The organism is Caballeronia sp. LZ035 (assembly GCF_031451175.1).
Classification (GTDB): Bacteria; Pseudomonadota; Gammaproteobacteria; order Burkholderiales; family Burkholderiaceae; genus Caballeronia.
In genome coordinates this window covers 460,112-482,210 of record NZ_JARUXS010000004.1, presented here as the reverse complement: position 1 = coordinate 482,210, position 22,099 = coordinate 460,112, and the positions used below count along the sequence as shown (strand labels likewise).

The following is a 22,099-nucleotide window of genomic DNA, read 5'->3' as shown; positions in this document are numbered from 1 at the left end:
CATGCCACGCATCCTCATCTTCGCCAACGCGGTTCCCTCATTCTGGTACGGCACTTGCATGTTCGCGGTTCCCCTGGCGACCACCACAGACCGTGATGCCCACTTCTCCCGGACGCTTATCCCCTCCCTCGGCGATCACGGTCGAATCCCCCGCGCGCCTGCATCTCGGCTTCATCGATCCGAACGCTTCGCTCGGACGCGCCTTCGGCAGCGTGGGCTTGGCCATCGACGCACACAACACGTGTCTCACCGTGCGGCACGCTCCAGCAGCGGCGCATCATGGACGAATCGATGGCCGCATCGACGGCGCGGTGAGCAACGCGCAGCGCGAGCGTATCGAGCAGCATCTCGCGGCGCTGCACGCCGCTTTCGGCGCGGGTCCGGCACTCGACATCGAACTGCATGACACGCCGCGCGCGCACACCGGCCTGGGCTCCGGCACACAGCTGGCGCTCGCATTGGGCACGGCCTTCGCGCGCGTGCGCGGCCTTGACACAAGCTCTGCCGACATCGCCCGGGTGCTCGCGCGCGGCCTGCGTTCGGGTATCGGTATTCATGGTTTCGATCATGGCGGTCTGATCGTCGATGGCGGCCGCGCTGCCAGCACGCTCGTGCCGCCGCTGATCGCGCGTCAGGATTTTCCCGAAGCATGGCGCGTGCTGCTCATCGACGACACCTCGCGCGAAGGACTTCACGGCGATGACGAGAAGCGCGGTCTCGCCTCGCTCGCGCCGTTTCCCGCGCACCTCGCCGCGCACCTGAGCCACCTCGTGCTGATGCGGATCCTGCCCGCCGTCGCCGAGCGCGAATTCGCGCCCTTCGCGGACGCGCTGTGCGACTTGCAGCAGACCATCGGCGAATACTTCGCGCCGGTGCAGGGCGGCGTCTTCGCAAGCCCGGCTGTCGCGCGTGCGATGGAGGCCGTCGCGGCCGAGCAGAAAGCCGGCATCGGTCAGACCTCGTGGGGACCGGTGGGCTTCGCGTTCGTCGCGAGCGCGCAGGACGCGGAGCGCGCGCTTGCTGCTGCCCGACGCGCGGCGCCGGGCGCGTCGCTCAATTACACGATCGCCGCCGCGCGCAACCGCGGCGCGACGTGGCGCGCGGCGGCGCCGGGGCAGCGCGGCGCGGATGCGGCCTGAAGGACGCGTCGGCACAGCGATCCGGTTCAATCGATTTCAAGCGATTCCAAGCGACACCCACACGAGTCCATCGCCATGCCCGAAGCCACCGAACGACCCTACGTCCTGCACATGTTCACGAGCACGCCGCAAATGAGCCCGTTCGACGTAAACATGGCCGCCGATGCCGGCTATCAGATCCTCGTGCCGTACTGCAACGTGGACGAAGGCAGCGTCGTGCAACTCACGCAGGACGCGATCTTTTCGCGCGGGCCGAAAGGCGTGTCGCGCACCGGCATCTTCATTGGCGGACGCGACGTGATGCTGGCCGCCGATATGCTCGAAAAAGCCCGTCACGCGATGGTGCCGCCCTTCGAGGTCTCGGTCTTCGCGGACCCGAGCGGCGCCTATACGACCGCCGCCGCACTGGTCGCGCTCGCGGAGAAGCATTTGAAGACCGCGCATTCCGTCGATCTCGGCGGCAAGCGCGTGCTCATTCTCGGCGGCACCGGCGCGGTGGGACGCGTGGCGGCCGCGATGGCGGCCTCGCTCGGCGCCGATGTCGTCGTCGCGAGCCATTCGAGCCAGTCGCGCGCCACGCAGGTCAGCGACGAGATCAACCGGCGTTTCGATATCGCCACGACGGGCGTCGCGACCGGCTCGCCGGAGCAGTTGCACCGCGAACTGGCGCGCGCGGAAGTGGTCTTTGCCACGGCCGTCGCGGGCGTGCAGGTGATGAGCGCCGCCGACCTCGCGCACGCGAAAAACCTGCTGATCGCCGCCGATGTCAACGCCGTGCCGCCCGAAGGCATCGCAGGCGTCAACGTCATGGACGACGGCAAGCCGCTCGCGGGCGCGGCGCGTTCGGACGCGGTGGGCATCGGCGCGCTCGCAATCGGCAACGTCAAGTATCAGGCCGAGCACCGGCTCTTCCTGCGCATGCGCACCGGTGGCAAGCCGGTGTATCTCGGCTTCCCCGAAGCGTTCGACGAAGCCCGCGCGATCGTCGGCGGACAGGGTTCATGATGCCGCTCGACACCTCCCGCGCGCCGCGCGTGGCCGTGGCGGGCTTGTCGGCGCGGCTGCTCGCGCAATCGGCCGCGCGGGCGGGGCTCAGCGTCGTCGCGCTCGACATCTTCGGCGACCGCGATACGCGCGAACATGCCGGCCTGTGGTTCGACATCGGCAAGCCGGACGGCAACGGTCTGTCGATCGACCGTGCGCGGCTCTACGACGCCCTTGAACACGCCGCGCGCCTGCCGCGCATGCTGGGGCTCATCGTGACGAGCGGCCTGGAGCCGCTCGCCAACGAGCTGAGCCGCGCGCCGGGCGTGCCGCGTTTCATCGGCAATGGAGCGCAGGCGCTGGCGGTGCGCGACCCGCGCCGCTTTTTCGCCTTGCTCGACGAAGCCGGCATCCCGCATCCCGACGTCCGCTTCGCGCCGCCTGCCGCGCCTGAGGGACCTGACGGACCTGACGGACCTGACGAACCTGAAGGCTGGCTCGTCAAGCGGCCGGACGGCTGCGGCGGCACGCATGTCGAGTGGGCTGGCGACGTCGATCGCATCGTGCCGCGCGCCTATTTCCAGCGGCTCGCGCCAGGCCGCCCGATGTCCGCGCTGTTCGTGGCCGCGCATCGCGAAGCCGTGGTGATCGGCTTCGCCGAACAGTTGACCGTGGCGGCGGGACGGCTGCCCTTCGTCCACGCAGGTTCGCTGGGACCGGCGCTGTTGCCCGCCGATACGGCAGCGCGCGTCATCGCGGCGATTGAAGCGATCGTCTGGAAGACGGACCTGACGGGACTGAATAGCATCGACTTCCTGCTCGACGGCGAGGACTTCAGCGTGCTCGAAATCAACGCCCGGCCGTCTTCGACGATGGCGCTCTACGAAACCGTCTGGCCCGACGCGTGGCCGCGCGGCCTGATCGGCGCGCATCTGGAAGCTTGCCTGCACGGCGAGTTGCCGCCCGTCGCGCATGGCTGTGCGGCGATGACGCCTCCGCCGCCGCTGTTCGCCGGGCAGCGCGTGGTATTCGCGCCCGAAGGCTTCACCGTGTCGCGCGATTTCAGCGACGCCTGCTTCGACGATCCCGCCTGCCACGACGTGCCCTTGCCTGGCGCGCGCATCGAAGCGGGCATGCCGGTCTGCACGATGACCTTCACCGCGCCCGCGTTCGCCGCACTGCGCGACGCGATGGAGCGCGAACACGCGCGCCTTCTGCAACGTATCGACACCCTCTCCCGTTCATGAGCTCATCCTCCTTCACGCCTCCTGCACTGAGCGTCAATGCATCGAGCGAGCGGCTCGTCGCGCAGCTCGTCGATGACGCCGCACGCCTCGGCGTCCACGTCGCGCGCACGGACGGCGGCACGGTCATCGTCGATGCGGGCGTCGCCGCGCCGGGCAGCGCGGAAGCGGGCCTGCTGATCGCGCGCATCTGCATGGGCGGCCTCGGGCAGGTTTCGCGCCGCGTCGCGTTCGATGGCGCGCCGCTCTGGCCGGCCTTCATCGAAGTGCAGTCGAGCCAGCCGGTGCTCGCCTGTCTCGCCAGTCAATACGCGGGCTGGAGCCTTTCCGCGACCAAGGAGCAGACGGGCGGCAAGAAGTTTTTCTCGCTGGGCTCGGGACCGGCGCGCGCGCTCGCCGGCAAGGAAGCGCTGTTCGACGAACTCGGCTATCGCGACCGGCACACGCGCGGCGCGCTGGTGATGGAAGTGGACCGCGTGCCGCCGCAGGTCGTCATCGACAAGGTGCTCGGCGACTGCGGGCTCGCCCCCGAGGCGCTGGTGATCGCCGTCACGCCGACGCAGTCCATCGCGGGCACGGTGCAGGTCGTCGCGCGGGTCGTGGAAGTTGCGCTGCACAAGACGCACGTGCTGGGCGTGGATCTCGGCGAGATCGTGGAAGGCAGCGGCAGTGCGCCGCTCCCGCCACCCGCGCCCGACGGCATCCAGGCGATGGGCCGCACCAACGACGCCATCCTGTACGGCGGCCGCGTGCATCTGACTGTGAAAAGCGATGCGGCGGCGAAACGGCTCGCGGCCGAATTGCCGTCGTCGAACGCGCGGGATTACGGGCGGCCCTTCGCGGACATCTTCACGGCCTTCAACTACGACTTCTATCAGATCGACGCCGCGCTGTTCGCCCCCGCCGAAGTGTGGGTGTCGAGCCTCGAAAGCGGCAAGACCTGGCACGGCGGCAAGGTCGACAAGGCGCTGCTCGACGCCCAATGGCTCGGAGACGCGTCATGAATCCGGCGACGCCGCGCGTGGCCATCATGACCGACGAAACCGGCTGGCACACCGGCCGGCTCAAGAAAGCGTTCCGCGCGCGCGGCGTGGACGCGCGCTGCGTGGATCTGGCCGAGTGCCGCATCGACACGACGTGGACGCCGCACGGCCTGGCGATCCCCGGCTTCGGCCGCACGCTGCCGGATGCGGTGTTCGTGCGCGGCATCGCGGGCGGCACGTTCGAGCAGGTGACCTTGCGGCTCGGCATCCTGCACGCGCTGCGCGAAAGCGGCGTGCCGGTCTACAACGATGCGCGCGCGATCGAGCGCAGCGTCGACAAGTCGATGACGAGCTTTCTGCTGCATCGCTACGGCGTGCCGACGCCTGCGACCTGGGCCGGCGAATCGGCCGCGCACGCGCAGCGCGTGCTGATGCGCGAAACGGCGGCGGGCCGGCAGGTGGTCATGAAGCCGCTGTTCGGTTCGCAGGGCAAAGGACTGAAGAAGCCCGGCGTGCGGCTGCCGTCGCTCAGGCCGTTCAGCCAGGTCGCCTATCTGCAACGCTTTGTCGATGCAGGCGAGCCGGGCTTCGACTGGCGCGTGCTGGTGATCGGCAAGCAGGCTGTCGCGGCGATGAAGCGCGTCGGCGGCGCGGGATGGATTCACAACTTTGCACGCGGCGCGCACTGCGAGCCCGCCGAACTGACGCCGCCGCTCGCGCAGATCGCCGTGCGCGCCACGCACGCGCTCGGGCTGGATTACGCGGGCGTCGATCTGATGCCGTCGCGGGACGGATCCCCCGTCGTGCTCGAAGTGAACGGCGTGGCGGCATGGCGCGGCTTGCAGAGCGTGACGCCAGTGGATATCGCCGCGCTGCTCGTCGACGATCTCCTCGCGCGCAAGCTGCCCGAGTCGCGCGGCGCACTCCTGCTCGCCAGCGGCGATGGACCGCGTTGAGCCGCCACGCGCCGCGTTCCTGCGCGCGTGCCAACTCGATGTCGAGACGCGCAAGCCGGGGAATGTGAGCGTCGCCAGCGCCGGGCACGGCATGACTGCGGCGCAATTCATCGCGAGCGCGCAGGCCGCTGCGGCGGGGCTGTTCATCGCGCGCGCGTCCGTGGGCGAGCGCATCCTCGACGCCGTGCGCCGCAGCTTCGACAGCGTCAGCTGCAATACCAATCTCGGCATCGTGCTGCTGGCGGCGCCGCTGTGCGCGGCGCTCGAGCTTGTGCCGCAGGACGAGCCGGCAACCGCCGCGCGCTGGCACGAGGCCACTCGTCGCGTGCTCGACGCACTCGACATCGACGATGCGCGCCTCGCCTATCGCGCGATCGCGCTCGCCAATCCGGGGGGACTCGGCGAAGCATCCGAACAATCGGTACACGCACCGCCGACCGTCACACTGCGCGCGGCGATGACGCTCGCTGCCGGGCGCGACAGCATCGCGCGTCAATATGCGGAAGGGTTCGCGGATATCTTCGCCGCCGGCTCCGATCTGGAAAGCGCAATGACACCAGACGCACAGCAACGCGCCATGCTCGACGGATTCCTGATGTTTCTCTCCCACTGGCCCGATTCGCACATTGTGCGCAAGCAAGGCGCGGCACTGGCGCAAAGTGTCACGCGCGATGCCGCTTTGCAGCGCGCCCGCTGGCGCGAGGCGGGTCGCCCCGCGCAATCCGCCGCACTCGATCTCTGGGACGCCGAACTGAAGACGCACGGCATCAACCCGGGCACGAGCGCGGACCTCGCGGTGGCGACGCTATTCGTCGCGCTGACGATCCAGTCCGCGTCGTGAGTCCGCCCGCCAGCACCCGCCGCACCGGACAAAAATTGGCACGGAACCTGTTAGGAGACTCCCGGTTGTGCGGTCGCGTCGAAAGTCCGGTCGAACCGCGAGCCTCGGACGGCTGGAGAATGCCGTCGCGAGTCGAGTGCATGTCGCTAGTCCCAAGAACCACACTCACTGGAGGAACAGCATGGCCAAGATCAACCGCGTCCTGGTTGGAGAGTCGCTCGTCGGCGATGGCAACGAGGTCGCACACATCGACTTGATCATCGGACCGCGAGGTTCCGCTGCCGAGACCGCGTTCTGCAACGCGCTCACGAACAACAAGGATGGCTTCACGTCGCTGCTCGCCGTGGTCGCGCCGAATCTGCTGACCAAGCCGAACACGATTCTCTTCAACAAGGTGACGATCAAGGGTGCCAAGCAAGCCGTGCAGATGTTCGGCCCGGCGCAGCGCGCGGTGGCCATGGCGGTCGCCGACAGCGTGGAAAGCGGCGTGATTCCCGCCGACGAAGCCGACGACGTGTTCATCTGCGTCGGCGTCTTCATCCACTGGGAAGCCGACAACGACCAGAAGATCCACGACTTCAACTATCAGGCGACCAAGGAAGCGCTTGCGCGCGCGGTGGCGGGCGAGCCGTCGGCGAAGGAGGTAGTATCGAAGAAGGGAACGATGTCGCATCCGTTCTCGCCGAGCTGATCCGATCTTCGGCTGGTGCGGGCAGCGCTCCGGCGCGCACCGGCCGAAATGCCCAAAACGATGACTACGAGGCTCTTCGCATGACCCCACGTTGCTGCGCGCTGACGGTGTTCGCCTGCCTCTCGCTGATGTCACCTCTGTCGTTTGCTGCAAGCGGCGACGCGGCAGCGGGGGCGCCGGTCAAGAGTCACAACTATCCGACGGAAGGGCGCGTGGAATACGTGCTCGGCTGCATGGATGACAACGGCCACGACTTCGTCAACGTGTACAAGTGCTCCTGCGCCATCGACAAAATCGCCAAGGTGCTCACCTACGACGACTTCGTCGAGCAGTCCACGTTCTCGAAGTACGCCACGCTGGGCGGCGAAGGCGGGGCTGAATTCCGTGTGGATCGCGCCAAGGCGCAGACCAAGAAATTCCGCGATCTTCAGAAGGACGCGTTCAAGGCGTGCGGGATCGGGAAACAGGCCGCCGCAGCGAAGTAAGGAACGGCCGGCGTCACTGCGGCACGTAGCCCCGTCCGATCCAGGAAAGCGAAACCGACGCGCCCGCCGGGCGTGGGGTCGCCGTGCGCCTGCGCTCGATCACGACGCCGACGGCTTCGACATCGTCGAACTTCGCGGGTTTTTCAAGCGATATGCGCACCCAGTGCGCGCCGAAATCCGCGATCACCATTTGCGCGATGCGTTCCGCCAGCGCTTCCAGCAACTGCACGCCATGCGCAGCGAGCAGGCCGTGGATCGCCTCGCGCACCGCCGCGTAGTTCACCGTGTCCTCGATGCGGTCCGTCTGGCAGGCCCGTACGCAAGGCACGCCGATGGCAAGACTCATGCGCACCGTCTGCGGCTCGTGCAACTCGCTCGAATCGATGCCGATCACCGTCTGCCCCGTCAACCCTTCGATATAGACGACATCCATCACGTCGCGCGCCTCGCCCGCGGCGCGCGGGGCCACGAAATTCGCTTCGCTGACCGGTTCGCTTCGTCCCATGGAGTCCTCGCCGCTCACGCGCTTTTATCGAACGCTTCCGGCGCCCATCGCCGAAAGCATGGATAAGGTGCAAGCAAAAAGCGGGCGCGTTTATCGCCTTCGATGCGACTACTTATTGAATCCATGCGTTATCGGAGGTAAAGTTTTTTCCGAACCGGGCGGGACGGCTTGCCGAACAGCGGCAGAACGCGGTCTTGGCGCTCTCCAACCCGGCCACGAGGCGCGTCTGCGTGCGGAATGCGAAGCACAAGAATCAGAGCAATGACGAATCAGCGCAATTGAGAGCGCCGCAGCGCCAGCGGAGTACACAACAGATTCGGCGCCGGACGGGCCGCGTGCATCGCGCGCACCGGAAACCGGCGTAACGGAGACTTGCCCCCATGTCGTCGCTTGCTGACGTAGACACGCATGTCCGGGAAGTACTGAACATCGTCCATAACCCGCTGGCCGCTCGCCGCGCCAGCGACTCGGTCGCGCAGTCATGGCTGCGCTGTCTCACCGAGTTCCAGCTCGACCCCGGCCGCTTCGTCATGCCGCCCGTGCTCACGCAGCACGAGCTCAACGACCGTCGCGAAGCCGCAAGCGATCTGATCGCGTCGTCGAAGCTCGAAATGACCACGCTCTACCAGCAGCTCGCCGACCCGGAACTGGCCGTCGTGCTCGTGGATGCCGAGGGCGTCATCGTGCATCAGGTCTCGTCGGTGCCGTTCGGCGAGGCCGTCGCCGCCGACGGACTGCGCGTCGGCGCCCTGTGGAGCGAGCGCGAAGCCGGCACCAACGGCATGGGCACGTGCCTGATCGAACGCGATTGCATCGCCGTGTGCCAGCACGAGCATTTCTATCCGCGCTATACGTCGCTCACCTGCTCTGCCGCGCCGATCTTCGACGAACGCGGCGAGATCGCCGGCGTACTCGACGTGACGAGTCGCTCCAAGCTGCTCCAACAGCATTCGCTGGTGCTCGTGGGCATGTCGCGGCAGATGATCGAAAATCGTCTGATCGATGCCCGCTACCAGCACGCCAACCTGATCCACTTTCACAGCCGGCCGGAATTCGTCGGCACGCTGCACGCGGGCAAGCTTGCCGTGAGCGGCGACGGCGTCGTGCTCGCGGCGAGCCGCAGCGCGCTGTTCCAGCTCGATCTGCGCTCGCCCGGCGAACTGTGCGGCAAGCGCATCGAGGAAGCGTTCAACGCGACGCTGGAAGACATGATTGCGCGCAGCATCCGTGGCTCGTTCCATCCGGTGACGGTGTACAGCGCGAAGACCAACACGCGCTTCTTTCTGACCGCGCAGACGCCGCGCGACGGCGCCGCCGGCAGCACCCGCATCCTGATGAGCGAGCCCGCGACACCCGCGCGCGCCCGTCCGCCGAAGAAGGATGCCGTGCGTGAACCGGCAGTCGCGGGCCGGCTCGACAAGCTCTCGCATCTGGAATTCGGCGATCCGCGCATGGCCTCGCAAATTCAGCTCGCGGCGCGCGTGATCCAGCGCAAGATCCCGATCATCCTGCGCGGCCAGACCGGCACCGGCAAGGAAGTGTTTGCCAATGCGCTGCACAGCATCAGCCCGAACGGCACGGGTCCGTTCGTCGCGGTGAACTGCGCGTCCTTGCCGGAGAACCTGATCGAGAGCGAGTTGTTCGGCTATCGCGCGGGCGCCTTCACCGGCGCGCAACGCGAGGGACGGCGCGGCAAGATCGTCCAGGCGAACGGCGGCACGCTGTTCCTCGACGAGATCGGCGACATGCCGCTCGCGCTGCAGGCGCGTCTGCTGCGCGTGCTCGAAGAACACGAAGTCACGCCGCTCGGCGCGGAAACCACGGTCAAGGTGGATTTCCAGCTGATCAGCGCGAGCCACCGCAACCTGATCGAACTGGTGCAGAACGGCCTGTTCCGCGAGGATTTGTATTACCGGCTGAACGGCATCGAGATCAATCTGCCGCCGCTGCGCGAACGCGCCGACGCGCTCGCGTTGATCGGCCACATTCTTGAAACCGAATCCGACGATCCGCCGAGGCTCTCGGCCGAAGCGCGCCATGCGCTGCTGAAGTACCCGTGGCCCGGCAACATTCGCCAGTTGCGCCATGTGCTGCAAATGGCGATCGCCTTGTGCGACGGTCCCGAGATCCTGTGCGCGCATCTTCCCGCCGAGATCGCCAGCGGTGCGAGCCCGGCCGTGTCCGTGCGTGCGCCGGCTCCGGCGGCGAGCGCACCGCCCGCGCATCTCGCGGAAGATGCCGATGTTTCTTCGCTCAACGCGATCCAGGCGAAGGAGCGCGAGACCGTACTGCTCCTGCTCGACGAACATCGCTGGAACGTGAGCAATGTCGCGAAAGTGCTTGGCATCAGCCGCAACACGCTGTACCGGAAGATGCATCGGCTGCATATTCGCCTTTCGCACGATTCGCCCGCCGACAACGCCGCCGCCGACGCATGACGCCACCCACGCCCGCCCGCCGGCTCGACGAGTTCAAGCCCGACGCGCGCTTCGCGTGGTGCGTGACCGGCTCCGGTCACATGATCGAAGAGTCGATCGCGCTCGCGCTGCGCCTGCCGGGCGTCGATCTGTTCCTGTCGTCGGCCGGAGAAGAAGTGCTGCCGCTGTATGGCTGGCCCATCGCGAAACTGCGCGAACGCTTCAAGGTGTTCCGCGACAACAGCGCGAGCAGCGTGCCCGTCGGGATGCTCTACAACCGCGACTATCACACCGTGGTGATCGCGCCGGCGACCAGCAACACCGTCGCCAAATGCGCGTTCGGCATCTCCGACACGCTGCCCACCAATCTCTACGCCCAGGCCGGCAAGCAATGCGTGCCGGGCATCGTGTTCGCCTGCGACACCCAGCCGTCCGTCATCACCCAGGCGCCGAAGGAATGGGTCGAAGTGCGGCCGCGCGCGATCGAGTTCGAGAATGTCGAGCGGCTCGCACGCTTCGCGCATACCACCGTGCCGCGCTCGCTCGACGAACTCGAAGCCGCGCTCGATCAACGCCTGTCGGCCCTGAAGCTTGCATGGAACACATCGTCTTCCTGACCGGCCGGCTTGCGCAACTCAGCCTTCAGCAGGTGCTCGAAAGCATCGCCCCGACGGCGCAGCGCACGCCTTTTACCTGGGAAGTGCGCGAGATCGGATTGCAGGTCGCGGGGCTGATGACCGCTGACATGATCCGCCGGCGCGTCGCCGTGCCGTTGACCGAAGGGACGAGCCGCATGATCGTGCCTGGCCGGTGCCGCGGCGATCTCGACACCCTCGCCGCCCACTATGGCGTGAAAGTGGAACGCGGGCCGGAAGAGGTCAAGGACCTGCCGCAGTTTTTTGGACGCGAGGCGCGGCAGGTGGATTTGTCCCGCTATGAAACCGAGATTTTTGCGGAGATCGTCGATGCGCCGCGCCTCGGCCTCGACGGCATCGCGGCCCGCGCGCATGACTATCGGCGGCAGGGCGCGGATGTGATCGACATCGGCTGCCTGCCCGAGACGCCGTTTCCGCATCTCGAAGAAGCGGTTGCGATGCTGAAGGAGCAGGGCTTCCGCGTGAGCGTCGATTCGATGCGCGAGGACGAACTCCTGCGCGGCGGACGCGCGGGCGCGGACTATGTGATGAGCCTCAACGTGGATACCGCATGGATTGCGGACGAGATCGCATCGACACCGGTTCTGGTGCCGCGCGAGCCTGCGGACGTGGCTTCGCTGGACCGCGCAATCGACGTCATGACGAAGCGCGGCCGCGCCTTTCTCGCCGATCCGATTCTCGACCCGATTCCCTTCGGTCTTGCTGCGTCCATCGCGCGGTATGTGGCGCTGCGCGAACGCTATCCCGAGGTGTCGATCATGATGGGCGTCGGCAATGTCACCGAGCTGACCGAAGCCGACACGAGCGGTATCAATGCGGTGCTGTTCGGCATGGCGGCGGAGTTGCGCGTCGCGGCCGTGCTGACGACTTCGGTCAGTCTGCATGCGCGGCGGGCCGTGCGCGAAGCCGATGTCGCGCGTCGTGTCATGCATGCCGCACGCGAAACGCAGACCTTGCCCAAGGGCATTTCCAGCGATCTATCCGCACTGCATGCGAAGCGGCCGTTCCCGTATGACGCCGGCGAGATCGACGCGATCGCCGCCGCCGTGCGCGATCCGAATTTTCGCGTGCAGGTGTCGTCGCAGGGCATTCATGTCTACAACCGCGACGGTCATCATGTGTCCGTCGATCCATTCGCGCTCTATCCTGAACTCAAGGTGGAAAGCGACGGCGGCCATGCGTTCTATCTCGGCGTGCAGCTGGCACGCGCGGAGATTGCGTGGCAACTGGGCAAGCGTTTCGATCAGGACCAGCCGCTCGACTGGGGATGCGAAGTGGAGCGGCCGGAAGAGGATCTAAGCGCGTGGCATGCGCCGGGAAGCACTCGGCGCAAAGGCTAGCGCTTCCATTTGATTGAACAGCCCAGTGCGGGGTATTGCGGGTCGTCAGATTCGGCATCGTGCGCGACGGCGAGCATGGCCTCGAAAAGGTCACGCCGTGCCAGAGGCAATGCTTCCTTGCGCGACGCATCGATTCGTCCGCGATATCTCAACCTGAGTTCCCGGTCGAAACCGAACGCTTCCGGCGTGCAGACTGCGCCATAGTCGCGCGCGGCCTGCTGGTTTTCATCGTGCAGATAGGGAAACGGCAGCCGCCATTCGTGCGTCAACGCGATCATGCGGTCGAAGGCGTCGTCGGTGTAGACGCTGGCATCGTTCGAATTGATACCCGCGAGGTTCACGCCGTGCGATTGCAGTTCGTGCGCGTCGCGTATCAGGTTCGGCAGTACGGCTTTGACGTAGGGGCAGTGGTTGCACATGAAGACGATTACGAGGCCGTTCGGGCCTTTGAGCGAATACAATGTGTAGAGCTGGCCGTTGGTTGCCGGCAAGACGAAAGCCGCTGCCTGAGCGCCAAGATCGACAGCCGGGGATTCGGTGGGCATTGAGATAGCTCCTATTTGATATCGGTTGGCCGAATGGTGTATTGGCGGGTTGAAGGCGCTCGGATAGCATGGTATTTCAATCAGTCATCCGGAGCATTCATGAAAATCCTCAGTATCGAATCAGCGCAGAAAGATCTCGAGAAGGTTCTCGAGAGTGTGGCACACGGAGACGACGTCGCTATCGGTGGGAAGTACCCTACCCTTCTGCTCAAAGTACGCAACGTCGGCAATATCGTGGACAAACACGGCAACAAGACGGGCGGCTCCATCATCATCATGGACATTGACAAAGAGCTGCTGGAAGACGAACTCGTGAAACCGCTGCCTGACGACATCATCGAATCGTTCTACGGCCCTATCTATCCGGACGAGCCGGACCAGCAGCCGAGAGTCGAAGATGCGCGTGCTGCTTGACACTCATATCTATGTCTGGCGGGTATCGCGGGACCGTCGTCTGTCCGCGCGCTTTCGCGAGGCGATAGAAGAAGCGCAGCAGGTCTATGTCAGCACGGCCAGCATCTGGGAAATGTCCATCAAGGCCGCGCGAGGCAGACTGGAACCGGATGCTGAACGTGCCATCGACGCGCTCGAGCAGCATCCGTTCATCGTGCTGCCGGTGCGGCTTGTGCATGCGCGCGCCGTGCGCTATCTGCGCCATCTTCATCGCGATCCGTTTGACCGCGTGCTGTTGGCGCAGGCCATCACCGAAGAACTTCATTTCCTGACCGCAGACAGCGAACTGTCCAACTACCTCGACGAAGCCCTCCCCGCCGGAAGGCAGTCGGTAAATCGTCGAGTGGCCTCGCTTCAGCTTCAGTGATACTTCCTCGCCATGACCTCCAGCCCCACCGGCCTGATCCTTTGCCCATGCCCCGCGCACCCGAACGCCTCGAAGCGTTCGATGCACAACTCCCGCGCCGCCGCCGTCGCTGCCTTCAGCGCGTGCCTCGGATCGAACTCCGACTTCGCCGCCGCCATCGCCCGGCGCATGGCGCCTGTCATCGCGAGCCGGATGTCGGTGTCGATGTTCACCTTGCGCACGCCGTTCGCAATCCCGCGTCGGATTTCCCCAACCGGCACGCCGAAGGTCGCGGGAATCTCGCCACCGTGTTCGCGAATGATCGCGAGCCATTCCTGCGGCACCGATGACGAACCATGCATCACCAGATGCGTATCGGGAATGCGCGCATGGATCTCGGCAATCCGGTCGATCGCGAGAATATCGCCGGTGGGCTGGCGGCTGAACTTGTACGCACCGTGCGACGTGCCGATGGCGATCGCGAGCGCATCGATGCCTGTTGCCTCGACGAACGCGCGCGCCTCATCCGGGTCGGTCAGCAGACGATCGCGGCTCAGTGCGCCTTCCGCGCCCACGCCATCCTCCTCGCCCGCGAGCCCCGTCTCCAGCGAGCCGAGACAGCCGAGCTCGCCCTCCACCGAGACGCCCACCGAATGCGCGGCCTCCACGACGCGCCGGCTCACCTCGACGTTATAGCCATACTCCGCCGGCGTCTTCTGGTCCGGCATCAGCGAACCGTCCATCATCACCGACGTGAAGCCGGAACGGATCGCCTGCTGGCACACCGAGGGACTCGCGCCATGATCCTGATGCAGCACCACCGGAATGTCCGGATGCGCCTCCACGGCCGCGAGCACCAGATGCCGCAGGTACGGCTCGCCCGCGTACTTGCGCGCCCCCGCCGACGCCTGCAGGATCACCGGGCTTCCGGTTGCCTCGGCCGCTGCCATGATCGCCTGCACCTGCTCCATGTTGTTGACGTTGAACGCGGGCACACCGTAGTCGTGCTCCGCGGCGTGATCCAGCAACTGCCTCAATGCAATGAAAGCCATGTCGAACTCCCTTTCAATGATCGTTGGCGATGACAGCTCAAGCCGCCACGCGACGCGCTTCCTGAACGAGCGCATCCGTGGTCACGCCGAAGTGCGCGAACAGTTCGCTTGCCGGTGCGGATTCCCCGAACCGGTCAATGCCGACCACGCCGCCATTCAACCCCACGTACTGCCGCCAGAATGCGGTCACGCCGGCTTCGATCGCGACGCGCGGCACGCCTTCGGGCAACACGCGTTCGCGCCACGCATTGCACTGGCGGTCGAAGACGGTGGTCGAAGGCATCGACACGACGCGCGCGAGAATGCTCTCCTTCCTGAGCGGCTCGACCGCTTCCAGCGCCAGCGCCACTTCCGAGCCCGTGGCGATAAGCACGACCCGCCGCGCATCGCGTTCACTGGTCGCTGGCCAGTCGACCAGCACGTAGCCGCCGCGCTCGATGCCGTCTATCTGCGCCTCGTCGCGCGGCACGAACGGCAGGTTCTGCCGAGACAGCAGCAGACACGACGGCCGGTCGCGTTCGACCGCGCTGATCCACGCCTGCATCGTCTCGACGGTATCGCACGGACGCCACACGTCGAGCCCCGGAATCATGCGCAGCGTCGCCGCATGCTCGACGGGCTGATGGGTCGGACCATCCTCGCCGAGCCCGATTGAATCGTGCGTGAAGACGAACACCGCGCGCGTCTTCATCAGCGCGGCCATGCGCAGCGCATTGCGCGCGTAATCCGAAAACGTCAGGAACGTGCCACCGAACGGCAGATGTCCGCGATGCAACGCCACGCCGTTCAACACTGCGCTCATGCCGAACTCGCGCACGCCGAAGTGTATGTAGTTGGCCTGGCCGGACGCCGCTGTCATATCGACCGCGCCCTTCCAGCGCGTGAGATTCGAGCCGGTGAGGTCAGCCGAGCCGCCGAGCAACTCGGGCAATGCGCGCGCCAGACCGTCGATGGCCAGTTGCGACGCCTTGCGGGTCGCCACGTTCTGGCGCGCGCGGTCCGCCTCGCGCACCAGCGCATGCGCCGTATCGCGCCAGTTCGCGGGCAGCGCACCGCGCGCCCGCCGCTCGAACTCGGCGGCTTCGTCCGGAAACGCCCGGCGATAGCCCTCGAAGCGCCGCTTCCAGTCGTCCTGCGCCGCCGCGCCCGCCTCGCGCGCGTCCCACAGCGCGCGCACCGCCGACGGAATCTCGAACGGCCCATGCGCCCAGCCGAGCGCGCGACGCGTGGCTTCGGCCTCTTCCGCGCCGAGCGGCGCGCCATGTACCTCATGCGTGCCGGCCATCGTCGGCGCGCCCCGTCCGATCACGGTCTTGCAGCAGATCAGCGTCGGCCGGTCCGACTCGCGCGCATCCTGCAACGCCTGCGCGACCGCGTCGGCATCGTGCCCGTCCACACGCCTCACAACGTTCCAGCCATACGCCTCGAAGCGCTTCGGCGTGTCGTCGGCGAACCAGCCTTCCACATGGCCGTCGATGGAAATGCCGTTGTCGTCATACAGCACGGTGAGTTTCGAAAGCCGCAGCGTGCCCGCCAGCGATGCCGCCTCGTGCGACACGCCTTCCATCAGGCAGCCATCGCCGACGAATACATACGTACGATGATCGACGATCTCGTGTCCCGGCCGGTTGAACTCGCGCGCGAGCAAGGTTTCGGCGAGCGCCATGCCGACCGCGTTTCCCAATCCCTGCCCGAGCGGTCCGGTCGTCGTTTCCACGCCGGGCGTCACGCCCACTTCCGGATGGCCGGGCGTCTTGCTGCCCAGTTGCCGGAAGCGCCGGATGTCGTCGATGGACACGTCATAGCCGCTCAGATGCAGCAGGCCGTAGAGCAGCATCGAGCCATGTCCGTTCGAGAGCACGAAACGATCGCGGTCGGCCCAGTCCGGATCCAGCGGATTGTGTTTCAGATGCCGCGTCCACAGCGCGACCGCGATCTCGGCCATGCCCATCGGCATGCCGGGATGACCGGAGTTCGCCTGCTGTACCGCATCGACGGCGAGCATGCGCAACGCGTTGGCCATCTGGCGGACTTCGGGCGAGCGCTGGCGAATGGGCAAAGCTTCAGCAACGGCATTCATGGATGCCTCCTTCATGCAATGGGAAAACTTGGCTGCTCAGGCGCGCGCGCGACGGTCACGCAGTTGCAGGATCATCGGCGTGAAAATCAGCTGCATCGCGAGTCCCATCTTGCCGCCGGGCACGACGATCACATTCGGCCGCGACATGAACGAGTCGTGCAGCATGGTCAGCAAATAAGGAAAGTCGATGCCGCGTGGCTTCGCGAAGCGGATCACGACAAAGCTCTCGTCGGGCTGCGGGATCTCGCGCGCGGTGAACGGATTCGATGTGTCCACGGTCGGGACGCGCTGAAAATTCACATGCGTATGCGAGAACTGCGGGCAGATGTAGTTCACATAGTCGGGCATGCGGCGCAGGATGGTATCGACCACGGCTTCGTGCGAATAGCCGCGCATCGTCTGGTCGCGATGCAGCTTCTGGATCCATTCGAGATTGATGATCGGCACCACGCCGACCAGCAGATCCGCATGACGCGCGATGTCCACTTCGTCCGTGACGGCCGCGCCATGCAGGCCTTCGTAGAACATCAGGTCGGTATCGGGCGTCACGTCTTCCCACGGCGTGAATGTGCCCGCATCCTGCCTGAAGCGCGCGGCCTCGGGTTCATCGTGCACGTAGTGGCGGAACTGGCCGCCGCCGCTCTTGCCGTAGGTTTCGAAGAGGCTTTCGAGTTCCCGCAGCAGGTTCGCTTCAGGTCCGAAGTGGCTGAAGTTGAGTTGCCCGTCGCGCTCACTCTGCTTCATCGCCTCGCGCATGCCGAGACGGTCATACCGATGGAACGCGTCCCCTTCCACGATCTGCGCGTTGATTTTCTCGCGCCGGAAAATATGCGTGAAACTCTTCATGACGGTGGTGGTGCCGGCGCCGCTCGAGCCCGTCACCGCGACGATCGGATGCTTGACTGACATGCGCTGTCTCCCTGGATATTGATGTCGTATCGCGCGCTGTTTCAGGCTTCCGTCTCCGGCAAGAACAGCGAGCGTTCGTTGAACAGCGGCGACGTGAAAGGCTTGTCCTCGCCGCGGTCGTATTCGCCGTGATATCGCTGGATGCGCTCCACTTCATGGCGCGAGCCGAGGATCACCGGCACGCGCTGATGCAGCGCGCCCGGCTGTACGTCGAGGAGGCGCTCGCGTCCGGTAATCGACAGGCCGCCCGCCTGCTCGACCAGAAAACTCATCGGGCTCGCCTCGTACAGCAGGCGCAGACGGCCTTCCATCGCGGGCGTCCTGAAGTCGCGCGGATACATGAACACGCCACCGCGCATCAGGATGCGATGCACCTCCGCGACCATCGAGGCAATCCAGCGCATGTTGAAGTCCTGCGCACGGCAGCCGGTGCGGCCGTCCTTGCATTCCTGCACGTAGCGCCGTACCGGCGGTTCCCAGAAGCGTTCGTTCGACGCATTGATCGCGAACTCGCACGAGTCTTCCGGAATGCGGATGTCGGAATGCGTGAGCACGAAGTTGCCGACGTCGCGTTCGAGCGTAAAGCCATGCGTGCCATTGCCCACCGACAGCACCAGCATCGTCGATGGCCCGTAGATCGCATAGCCCGACGCAACCTGTTCACGGCCTGGGCGCATGAACGCGGCTGCATCGGCGGCGCCGCGCGCATCGCCTTCACCATCGCGCCGCAGCACCGAGAAGATGGATCCCACCACGCCGTTGATATCGATGTTCGACGAGCCGTCGAGCGGATCGAAGGCCAACAGATAATCGCCGCGCGGATAGGTTTCCGGAATGGCGTACACCTCGTCCATTTCCTCGGACACCATGCCGGCCAGCAAGCCGTCCCATTCGCAATGCTGGAGGAAGATCTCGTTGGTCACGAGGTCGAGCTTCTTCTGTTCCTCGCCGTGCGTGTTGACCGACTGCGCCGAGCCATGCTGCCCGCCCAGCGCGCCGCGTGTCAGCGCCGCCGCGATCGTCTTGATCGAGGCCGCCACGTCGATCAGCAGCGCCGACAGACCGCTCGCCGCATCCGGGCCCGGCCGGCGATCCAAAGTGTCGATCAGGAACTTCGATAAGGTAGTGCGTCCGTCCAGCATTGCGCAGTCTCCTTGAATGTCACGAATCGGCGAACACGCGGCTCGCGCGGATGTCGCTGGCGTCGAGCTGCATCAGCGCGTTGGCATCGGCATGGCATGCGCCCCGCTCGGCCGCCGCAAACAGACGGTTCGCCTGGCGCAGCCGCGCGCGGTCCAGTGCATTGCGCACCGAACGCGCATTGGCGAAGTTCGGCTGGCGGATGCGGCGCGTGAGATAGTCGTCGAAGGCGCGCCGCGCGTCGTCGTCGAAGCGGTAGTGCATGTCGGCGAGCATGTGCTCCGCAATCTGCAACAACTCGCCCGGCGCGTAATCGGGAAACACGAGGTGATGCGCAATGCGCGACCGAAAGCCTGGATTGCTGTGGAAGAAGGTTTCCATGCGCGACTCGTACCCGGCAAGAATCACGACGAGATCGTCGCGCTGGTTCTCCATCGTCTGGAGCAGGATCTCAATGGCCTCCTGCCCGTAGTCGCGTTCGTTCTCCGGCCGGTACAGGTAGTAAGCCTCGTCGATGAACAGCACGCCGCCCATCGCACGCTTGAGCACTTCGCGCGTTTTGGGCGCGGTATGCCCGATGTACTGGCCGACCAGATCGTCGCGCGTCACCGAGACGAGATGATTGCGCCGGATATAGCCGAGCCGGTGCAGCACCTGCGCCATGCGCAGCGCAACCGTGGTCTTGCCGGTGCCTGGATTGCCCGAGAAGCACATGTGCAGCGTGGGCGCACCCGACGCGATGCCGAGCGTCGCGCGGGCGCGTTCCACGAGCAGGTGCGCGGCGATCTCGCGGATGCGCGTCTTGACCGGCGCCAGCCCGATCAGGTCGCGGTCCAGTTCCGCCAGCACCTCGCCGATGCGCGATTCGCGGTACAGCGCCATCAGGTCGGCATGCGTGGTGGTCGTGGCTTCGTCGAGCGTGGCTTCGGCGCTCATGGTGTCGCCTCCTCATCAGTAACGTTCGCCGGCGGGGCGGTCGGTGGCGTAGGTGCGGATCGCGTAGCGCTGCACGCGGCTGCGGTCGTCCTGACGTTCGAGGCGGAAGCCATGTTCCACCTCCGGACGATTCACCATGAACGAGAGCCGCATCGTCTCGAAGCCGCGCACCGAATCGAACGCATTCACCTTGATGTAGTGGCGCGGATACGTCTTGCGGCAAGCGTTCACTTCCATCAGCACGCCGGCGGCGTCGTGCAGGTCGAACATCGGCATGCCCCACATTTCCCAGTAGGTGTTGCGCGGGTGCGGGTCGTCGGTGTATTCCACCGAGCAGGCCCAGCCCTGATCCAGCGCATAGCCGATCTGCGCGACGATTTCCTCGTCGGTCAGCGGCGGCAGGAATGAAAACGTGCCTTGTGTGATCTTCATGTCGGTTCCTCGATGCGTGTGAGCAGGTTCAGGCTGCGGCGGTCGCCGTCACGGCGAAGTCCGGCGTATCCGTCGATGCATAGTTGAAGGTCACGTCGCGCCACGTATCGAGCGCCTGCTGGAGCGGCGTGCAGGTGCGCGCGGCGGCTTCGAGAATGTCCGGCCCTTCGTTCGCGATGTCGCGCCCTTCGTTGCGGGCCTTGACCATTGCTTCGAGCGCGACGCGGTTCGCCGTCGCGCCTGCCTGGATGCCTTGCGGATGCCCGATCGTGCCGCCACCAAATTGCAGGATGCAGTCGTCGCCGAACAGGTCGAGCAGTTGATGCATCTGCCCGGCGTGAATGCCGCCCGACGCCACCGGCATCACTTTGCGCAAGCCTGCCCAGGGTTGATCGAAGAACACGCCGCGCGCCAGGTCGGGCTCGTTGCGCGCGTCGCGGCACACGTTGTAGTAGCCCTGCACGGACAAGGGATCGCCTTCGAGCTTGCCCACCGCCGTGCCCGCATGCGCGTGATCCACGCCCGCCATGCGCAGCCACTTCGCGATCACGCGGAACGAGATGCCATGATTGCGCTGCCGCGTATACGTGCCATGTCCTGCGCGATGCAGGTGCAGAATCATGTCGTTGCGGCGCGCCCACTTCGACATCGACTGAATCGCGGTCCAGCCGATAACGAGATCGATCATCACGATGCACGAGCCCAGTTCCTTCGCGAACTCGGCGCGCTCGTACATGTCTTCCATCGTGCCGGCCGTCACGTTCAGATAGTGGCCTTTCATCTCGCCAGTTTCGGCCTGGGCGCGGTTCACGGCTTCCATCGCGAACAGATAGCGGTCGCGCCAGTGCATGAACGCCTGCGAATTGATGTTCTCGTCGTCTTTCAGAAAGTCGAGGCCGCCCTTCAGTCCTTCATAGACGACGCGGCCATAGTTCTTGCCCGAGAGCCCGAGCTTCGGCTTGACGGTCGCGCCGAGCAACGGGCGGCCATATTTGTCGAGCCGTTCGCGCTCCACGACGATGCCGGTCGGCGGACCCTGGAAGGTCTTCAGGTACGCCACCGGGATGCGCATGTCTTCGAGACGCAGCGCCTTGAGCGGCTTGAAACCGAACACGTTGCCGATGATCGACGCGGTCAGGTTCGCAACCGAGCCTTCCTCGAACAGGTCGAGGTCATAGGCGATGTACGCGAAGTATTGCGGTTCATCGGCACGCATGCTCGGCACGGGTTCGACGCGATACGCCTTGGCGCGATACATGTCGCACGCGGTGAGACGGTCGGTCCAGACGACGGTCCAGGTCGCCGTCGACGATTCCCCCGCCACTGCCGCCGCCGCTTCCTCGGGCTCGACGCCCGCTTGCGGCGTGATGCGGAACAGCGCGATGACGTCGGTGTCCTTCGGGGTGTAGTCGGGCTGCCAGTAGCCCATCTCGCGATACTTCATGACGCCGGCCGCATAGCGCGAACGCGGATCGGACGGATTGCGCACCGCCTCGACGGCGGCCTTGTTGAAGTCGTTCATTCCGTTTCCTCGACAGTGAGATGAGAGACGTGCGCCTGATGACTGCCCTGCTGTGAATGCAGAGTAAGCACTGGCCGCATGGAAAGGAATTCACGATTTGCTTGCAGGACCTTAAGCAATGCCTTATTGGGTGTTAGCCCTGATGCGCTTCTGAACGGGCGATGGAACACTTTGTTCTGGTTCTGTCACAGTCGCGGTGCGCGTTCACCGAATGGACCGACCGTGCGCCGCGCCGGATCACTGGCATGACGCTTGCAACGTGTCAAAGCCGGCCACCTCCCGGCCGTCGGGCGGATTCGTCCGCACTGGCAATTCATTGAAGCGGTATCCGAGGCTTTCACTCACCCATTTGGAGGAACGCTCATGCAATGGACTACGCCCAGCTTCACCGATATGCGTTTTGGCTTTGAGATCACGATGTACATTGCCACCCGCTAAAGGTG

The 22,099-nt window shown here is 65.6% G+C and carries 23 protein-coding genes; 14 read left to right on the top strand and 9 right to left on the bottom strand.

Annotated elements, in window-relative coordinates:
- Positions 1-95 precede the first annotated feature (95 nt).
- The 8 genes from QCE88_RS32565 (at position 96) to QCE88_RS32530 (ending at position 7,323) form a co-directional block, all read left to right on the top strand.
- Positions 96-1,139 carry a beta-ribofuranosylaminobenzene 5'-phosphate synthase family protein gene (locus QCE88_RS32565; protein WP_309909425.1) on the top strand — a complete coding sequence of 348 codons (1,044 nt, stop codon included), beginning with the start codon at positions 96-98 and terminating at the stop codon, positions 1,137-1,139.
- A 75-nt stretch (positions 1,140-1,214) separates the two neighbouring features.
- The gene (locus QCE88_RS32560; RefSeq protein WP_309909424.1) at positions 1,215-2,144 is read left to right on the top strand and encodes a methylenetetrahydromethanopterin dehydrogenase; all 930 of its coding nucleotides are present in this window, start codon (positions 1,215-1,217) and stop codon (positions 2,142-2,144) included.
- Positions 2,141-3,370 carry an ATP-grasp domain-containing protein gene (locus tag QCE88_RS32555; RefSeq protein ID WP_309909422.1) on the top strand — a complete coding sequence of 410 codons (1,230 nt, stop codon included), beginning with the start codon at positions 2,141-2,143 and terminating at the stop codon, positions 3,368-3,370. The genes QCE88_RS32560 and QCE88_RS32555 overlap by 4 nt, the downstream gene beginning before the upstream one ends.
- A complete protein-coding gene (gene mch / locus QCE88_RS32550) occupies positions 3,367-4,371 on the top strand; it encodes a methenyltetrahydromethanopterin cyclohydrolase (protein WP_309909421.1) in 1,005 nt (334 codons plus the stop codon). Before QCE88_RS32555 ends, mch begins: the two co-directional genes overlap by 4 nt.
- Entirely contained in the window at positions 4,368-5,306 is a 939-nt protein-coding gene (locus QCE88_RS32545; RefSeq protein ID WP_309909419.1) for a RimK family alpha-L-glutamate ligase, read from the top strand. The genes mch and QCE88_RS32545 overlap by 4 nt, the downstream gene beginning before the upstream one ends.
- Positions 5,293-6,147, top strand: a complete 855-nt coding sequence (locus QCE88_RS32540) for a triphosphoribosyl-dephospho-CoA synthase (protein ID WP_309909418.1) — start codon at positions 5,293-5,295, stop codon at positions 6,145-6,147. Before QCE88_RS32545 ends, QCE88_RS32540 begins: the two co-directional genes overlap by 14 nt.
- A 181-nt stretch (positions 6,148-6,328) precedes the next feature.
- Positions 6,329-6,838 carry a formaldehyde-activating enzyme gene (gene fae / locus QCE88_RS32535; RefSeq protein WP_309837449.1) on the top strand — a complete coding sequence of 170 codons (510 nt, stop codon included), beginning with the start codon at positions 6,329-6,331 and terminating at the stop codon, positions 6,836-6,838.
- An 80-nt stretch (positions 6,839-6,918) separates the two neighbouring features.
- The gene (locus tag QCE88_RS32530; RefSeq protein WP_309909417.1) at positions 6,919-7,323 is read left to right on the top strand and encodes a hypothetical protein; all 405 of its coding nucleotides are present in this window, start codon (positions 6,919-6,921) and stop codon (positions 7,321-7,323) included.
- 13 nt (positions 7,324-7,336) lie between these two features.
- On the opposite strand, the gene QCE88_RS32525 is transcribed toward QCE88_RS32530, so the two are convergent.
- A complete protein-coding gene (locus QCE88_RS32525) occupies positions 7,337-7,828 on the bottom strand; it encodes a dihydroneopterin aldolase (RefSeq protein ID WP_309909416.1) in 492 nt (163 codons plus the stop codon).
- Positions 7,829-8,208: 380 nt separating this feature from the next.
- Here QCE88_RS32525 and QCE88_RS32520 point away from each other — a divergent pair, with 380 nt between their 5' ends.
- The 3 genes from QCE88_RS32520 to QCE88_RS32510 are packed head-to-tail and all read left to right on the top strand — an operon-like array spanning position 8,209 to position 12,241.
- Positions 8,209-10,266 carry a sigma-54-dependent Fis family transcriptional regulator gene (locus tag QCE88_RS32520; protein WP_309909415.1) on the top strand — a complete coding sequence of 686 codons (2,058 nt, stop codon included), beginning with the start codon at positions 8,209-8,211 and terminating at the stop codon, positions 10,264-10,266.
- Entirely contained in the window at positions 10,263-10,862 is a 600-nt protein-coding gene (locus tag QCE88_RS32515; protein WP_309909413.1) for a flavoprotein, read from the top strand. Before QCE88_RS32520 ends, QCE88_RS32515 begins: the two co-directional genes overlap by 4 nt.
- The gene (locus QCE88_RS32510) at positions 10,841-12,241 is read left to right on the top strand and encodes a DUF6513 domain-containing protein (RefSeq protein ID WP_309909412.1); all 1,401 of its coding nucleotides are present in this window, start codon (positions 10,841-10,843) and stop codon (positions 12,239-12,241) included. Before QCE88_RS32515 ends, QCE88_RS32510 begins: the two co-directional genes overlap by 22 nt.
- Here QCE88_RS32510 and QCE88_RS32505 read toward each other — a convergent pair.
- Complete coding sequence (locus QCE88_RS32505; protein WP_309909411.1) at positions 12,238-12,786, bottom strand: thioredoxin family protein; 549 nt, start codon at positions 12,784-12,786, stop codon at positions 12,238-12,240. The genes QCE88_RS32510 and QCE88_RS32505 overlap by 4 nt on opposite strands.
- A 99-nt stretch (positions 12,787-12,885) precedes the next feature.
- Between QCE88_RS32505 and QCE88_RS32500 the strand changes: the two genes are divergently transcribed.
- Both QCE88_RS32500 and QCE88_RS32495 read left to right on the top strand, forming a co-directional pair.
- Complete coding sequence (locus tag QCE88_RS32500) at positions 12,886-13,200, top strand: hypothetical protein (protein WP_309909409.1); 315 nt, start codon at positions 12,886-12,888, stop codon at positions 13,198-13,200.
- Positions 13,184-13,606, top strand: coding sequence for a type II toxin-antitoxin system VapC family toxin (locus tag QCE88_RS32495; RefSeq protein WP_309909407.1), 423 nt, complete (start codon positions 13,184-13,186; stop codon positions 13,604-13,606). The genes QCE88_RS32500 and QCE88_RS32495 overlap by 17 nt, the downstream gene beginning before the upstream one ends.
- Here the strand turns inward: QCE88_RS32495 and fba are convergent.
- Genes fba through QCE88_RS32460 form a run of 7 tightly spaced genes read right to left on the bottom strand, consistent with a single transcriptional unit; the run spans position 13,600 to position 21,656 of the window.
- The gene (fba, locus tag QCE88_RS32490; protein ID WP_309909406.1) at positions 13,600-14,637 is read right to left on the bottom strand and encodes a class II fructose-bisphosphate aldolase; all 1,038 of its coding nucleotides are present in this window, start codon (positions 14,635-14,637) and stop codon (positions 13,600-13,602) included. The genes QCE88_RS32495 and fba overlap by 7 nt on opposite strands.
- 37 nt (positions 14,638-14,674) lie before the next feature.
- Complete coding sequence (tkt, locus tag QCE88_RS32485) at positions 14,675-16,717, bottom strand: transketolase (RefSeq protein ID WP_309909405.1); 2,043 nt, start codon at positions 16,715-16,717, stop codon at positions 14,675-14,677.
- Between the two features lie 36 nt (positions 16,718-16,753).
- The gene (locus QCE88_RS32480; protein ID WP_309909404.1) at positions 16,754-17,626 is read right to left on the bottom strand and encodes a phosphoribulokinase; all 873 of its coding nucleotides are present in this window, start codon (positions 17,624-17,626) and stop codon (positions 16,754-16,756) included.
- 41 nt (positions 17,627-17,667) lie between these two features.
- On the bottom strand, positions 17,668-18,768 hold the full coding sequence (locus tag QCE88_RS32475; protein ID WP_309909402.1) for a class 1 fructose-bisphosphatase: 1,101 nt from the start codon (positions 18,766-18,768) through the stop codon (positions 17,668-17,670).
- Positions 18,769-18,787: 19 nt separating this feature from the next.
- A complete protein-coding gene (gene cbbX, locus QCE88_RS32470; protein WP_309909401.1) occupies positions 18,788-19,702 on the bottom strand; it encodes a CbbX protein in 915 nt (304 codons plus the stop codon).
- Between the two features lie 15 nt (positions 19,703-19,717).
- Positions 19,718-20,134 carry a ribulose bisphosphate carboxylase small subunit gene (locus QCE88_RS32465; protein WP_309909399.1) on the bottom strand — a complete coding sequence of 139 codons (417 nt, stop codon included), beginning with the start codon at positions 20,132-20,134 and terminating at the stop codon, positions 19,718-19,720.
- A gap of 28 nt (positions 20,135-20,162) precedes the next feature.
- Positions 20,163-21,656, bottom strand: a complete 1,494-nt coding sequence (locus QCE88_RS32460) for a form I ribulose bisphosphate carboxylase large subunit (protein WP_309909397.1) — start codon at positions 21,654-21,656, stop codon at positions 20,163-20,165.
- Positions 21,657-22,019: 363 nt separating this feature from the next.
- On the opposite strand from QCE88_RS32460, the gene pqqA reads away from it, so the two are divergent.
- Entirely contained in the window at positions 22,020-22,094 is a 75-nt protein-coding gene (gene pqqA, locus QCE88_RS32455) for a pyrroloquinoline quinone precursor peptide PqqA (RefSeq protein ID WP_008354335.1), read from the top strand.
- Positions 22,095-22,099: the final 5 nt, after the last annotated feature.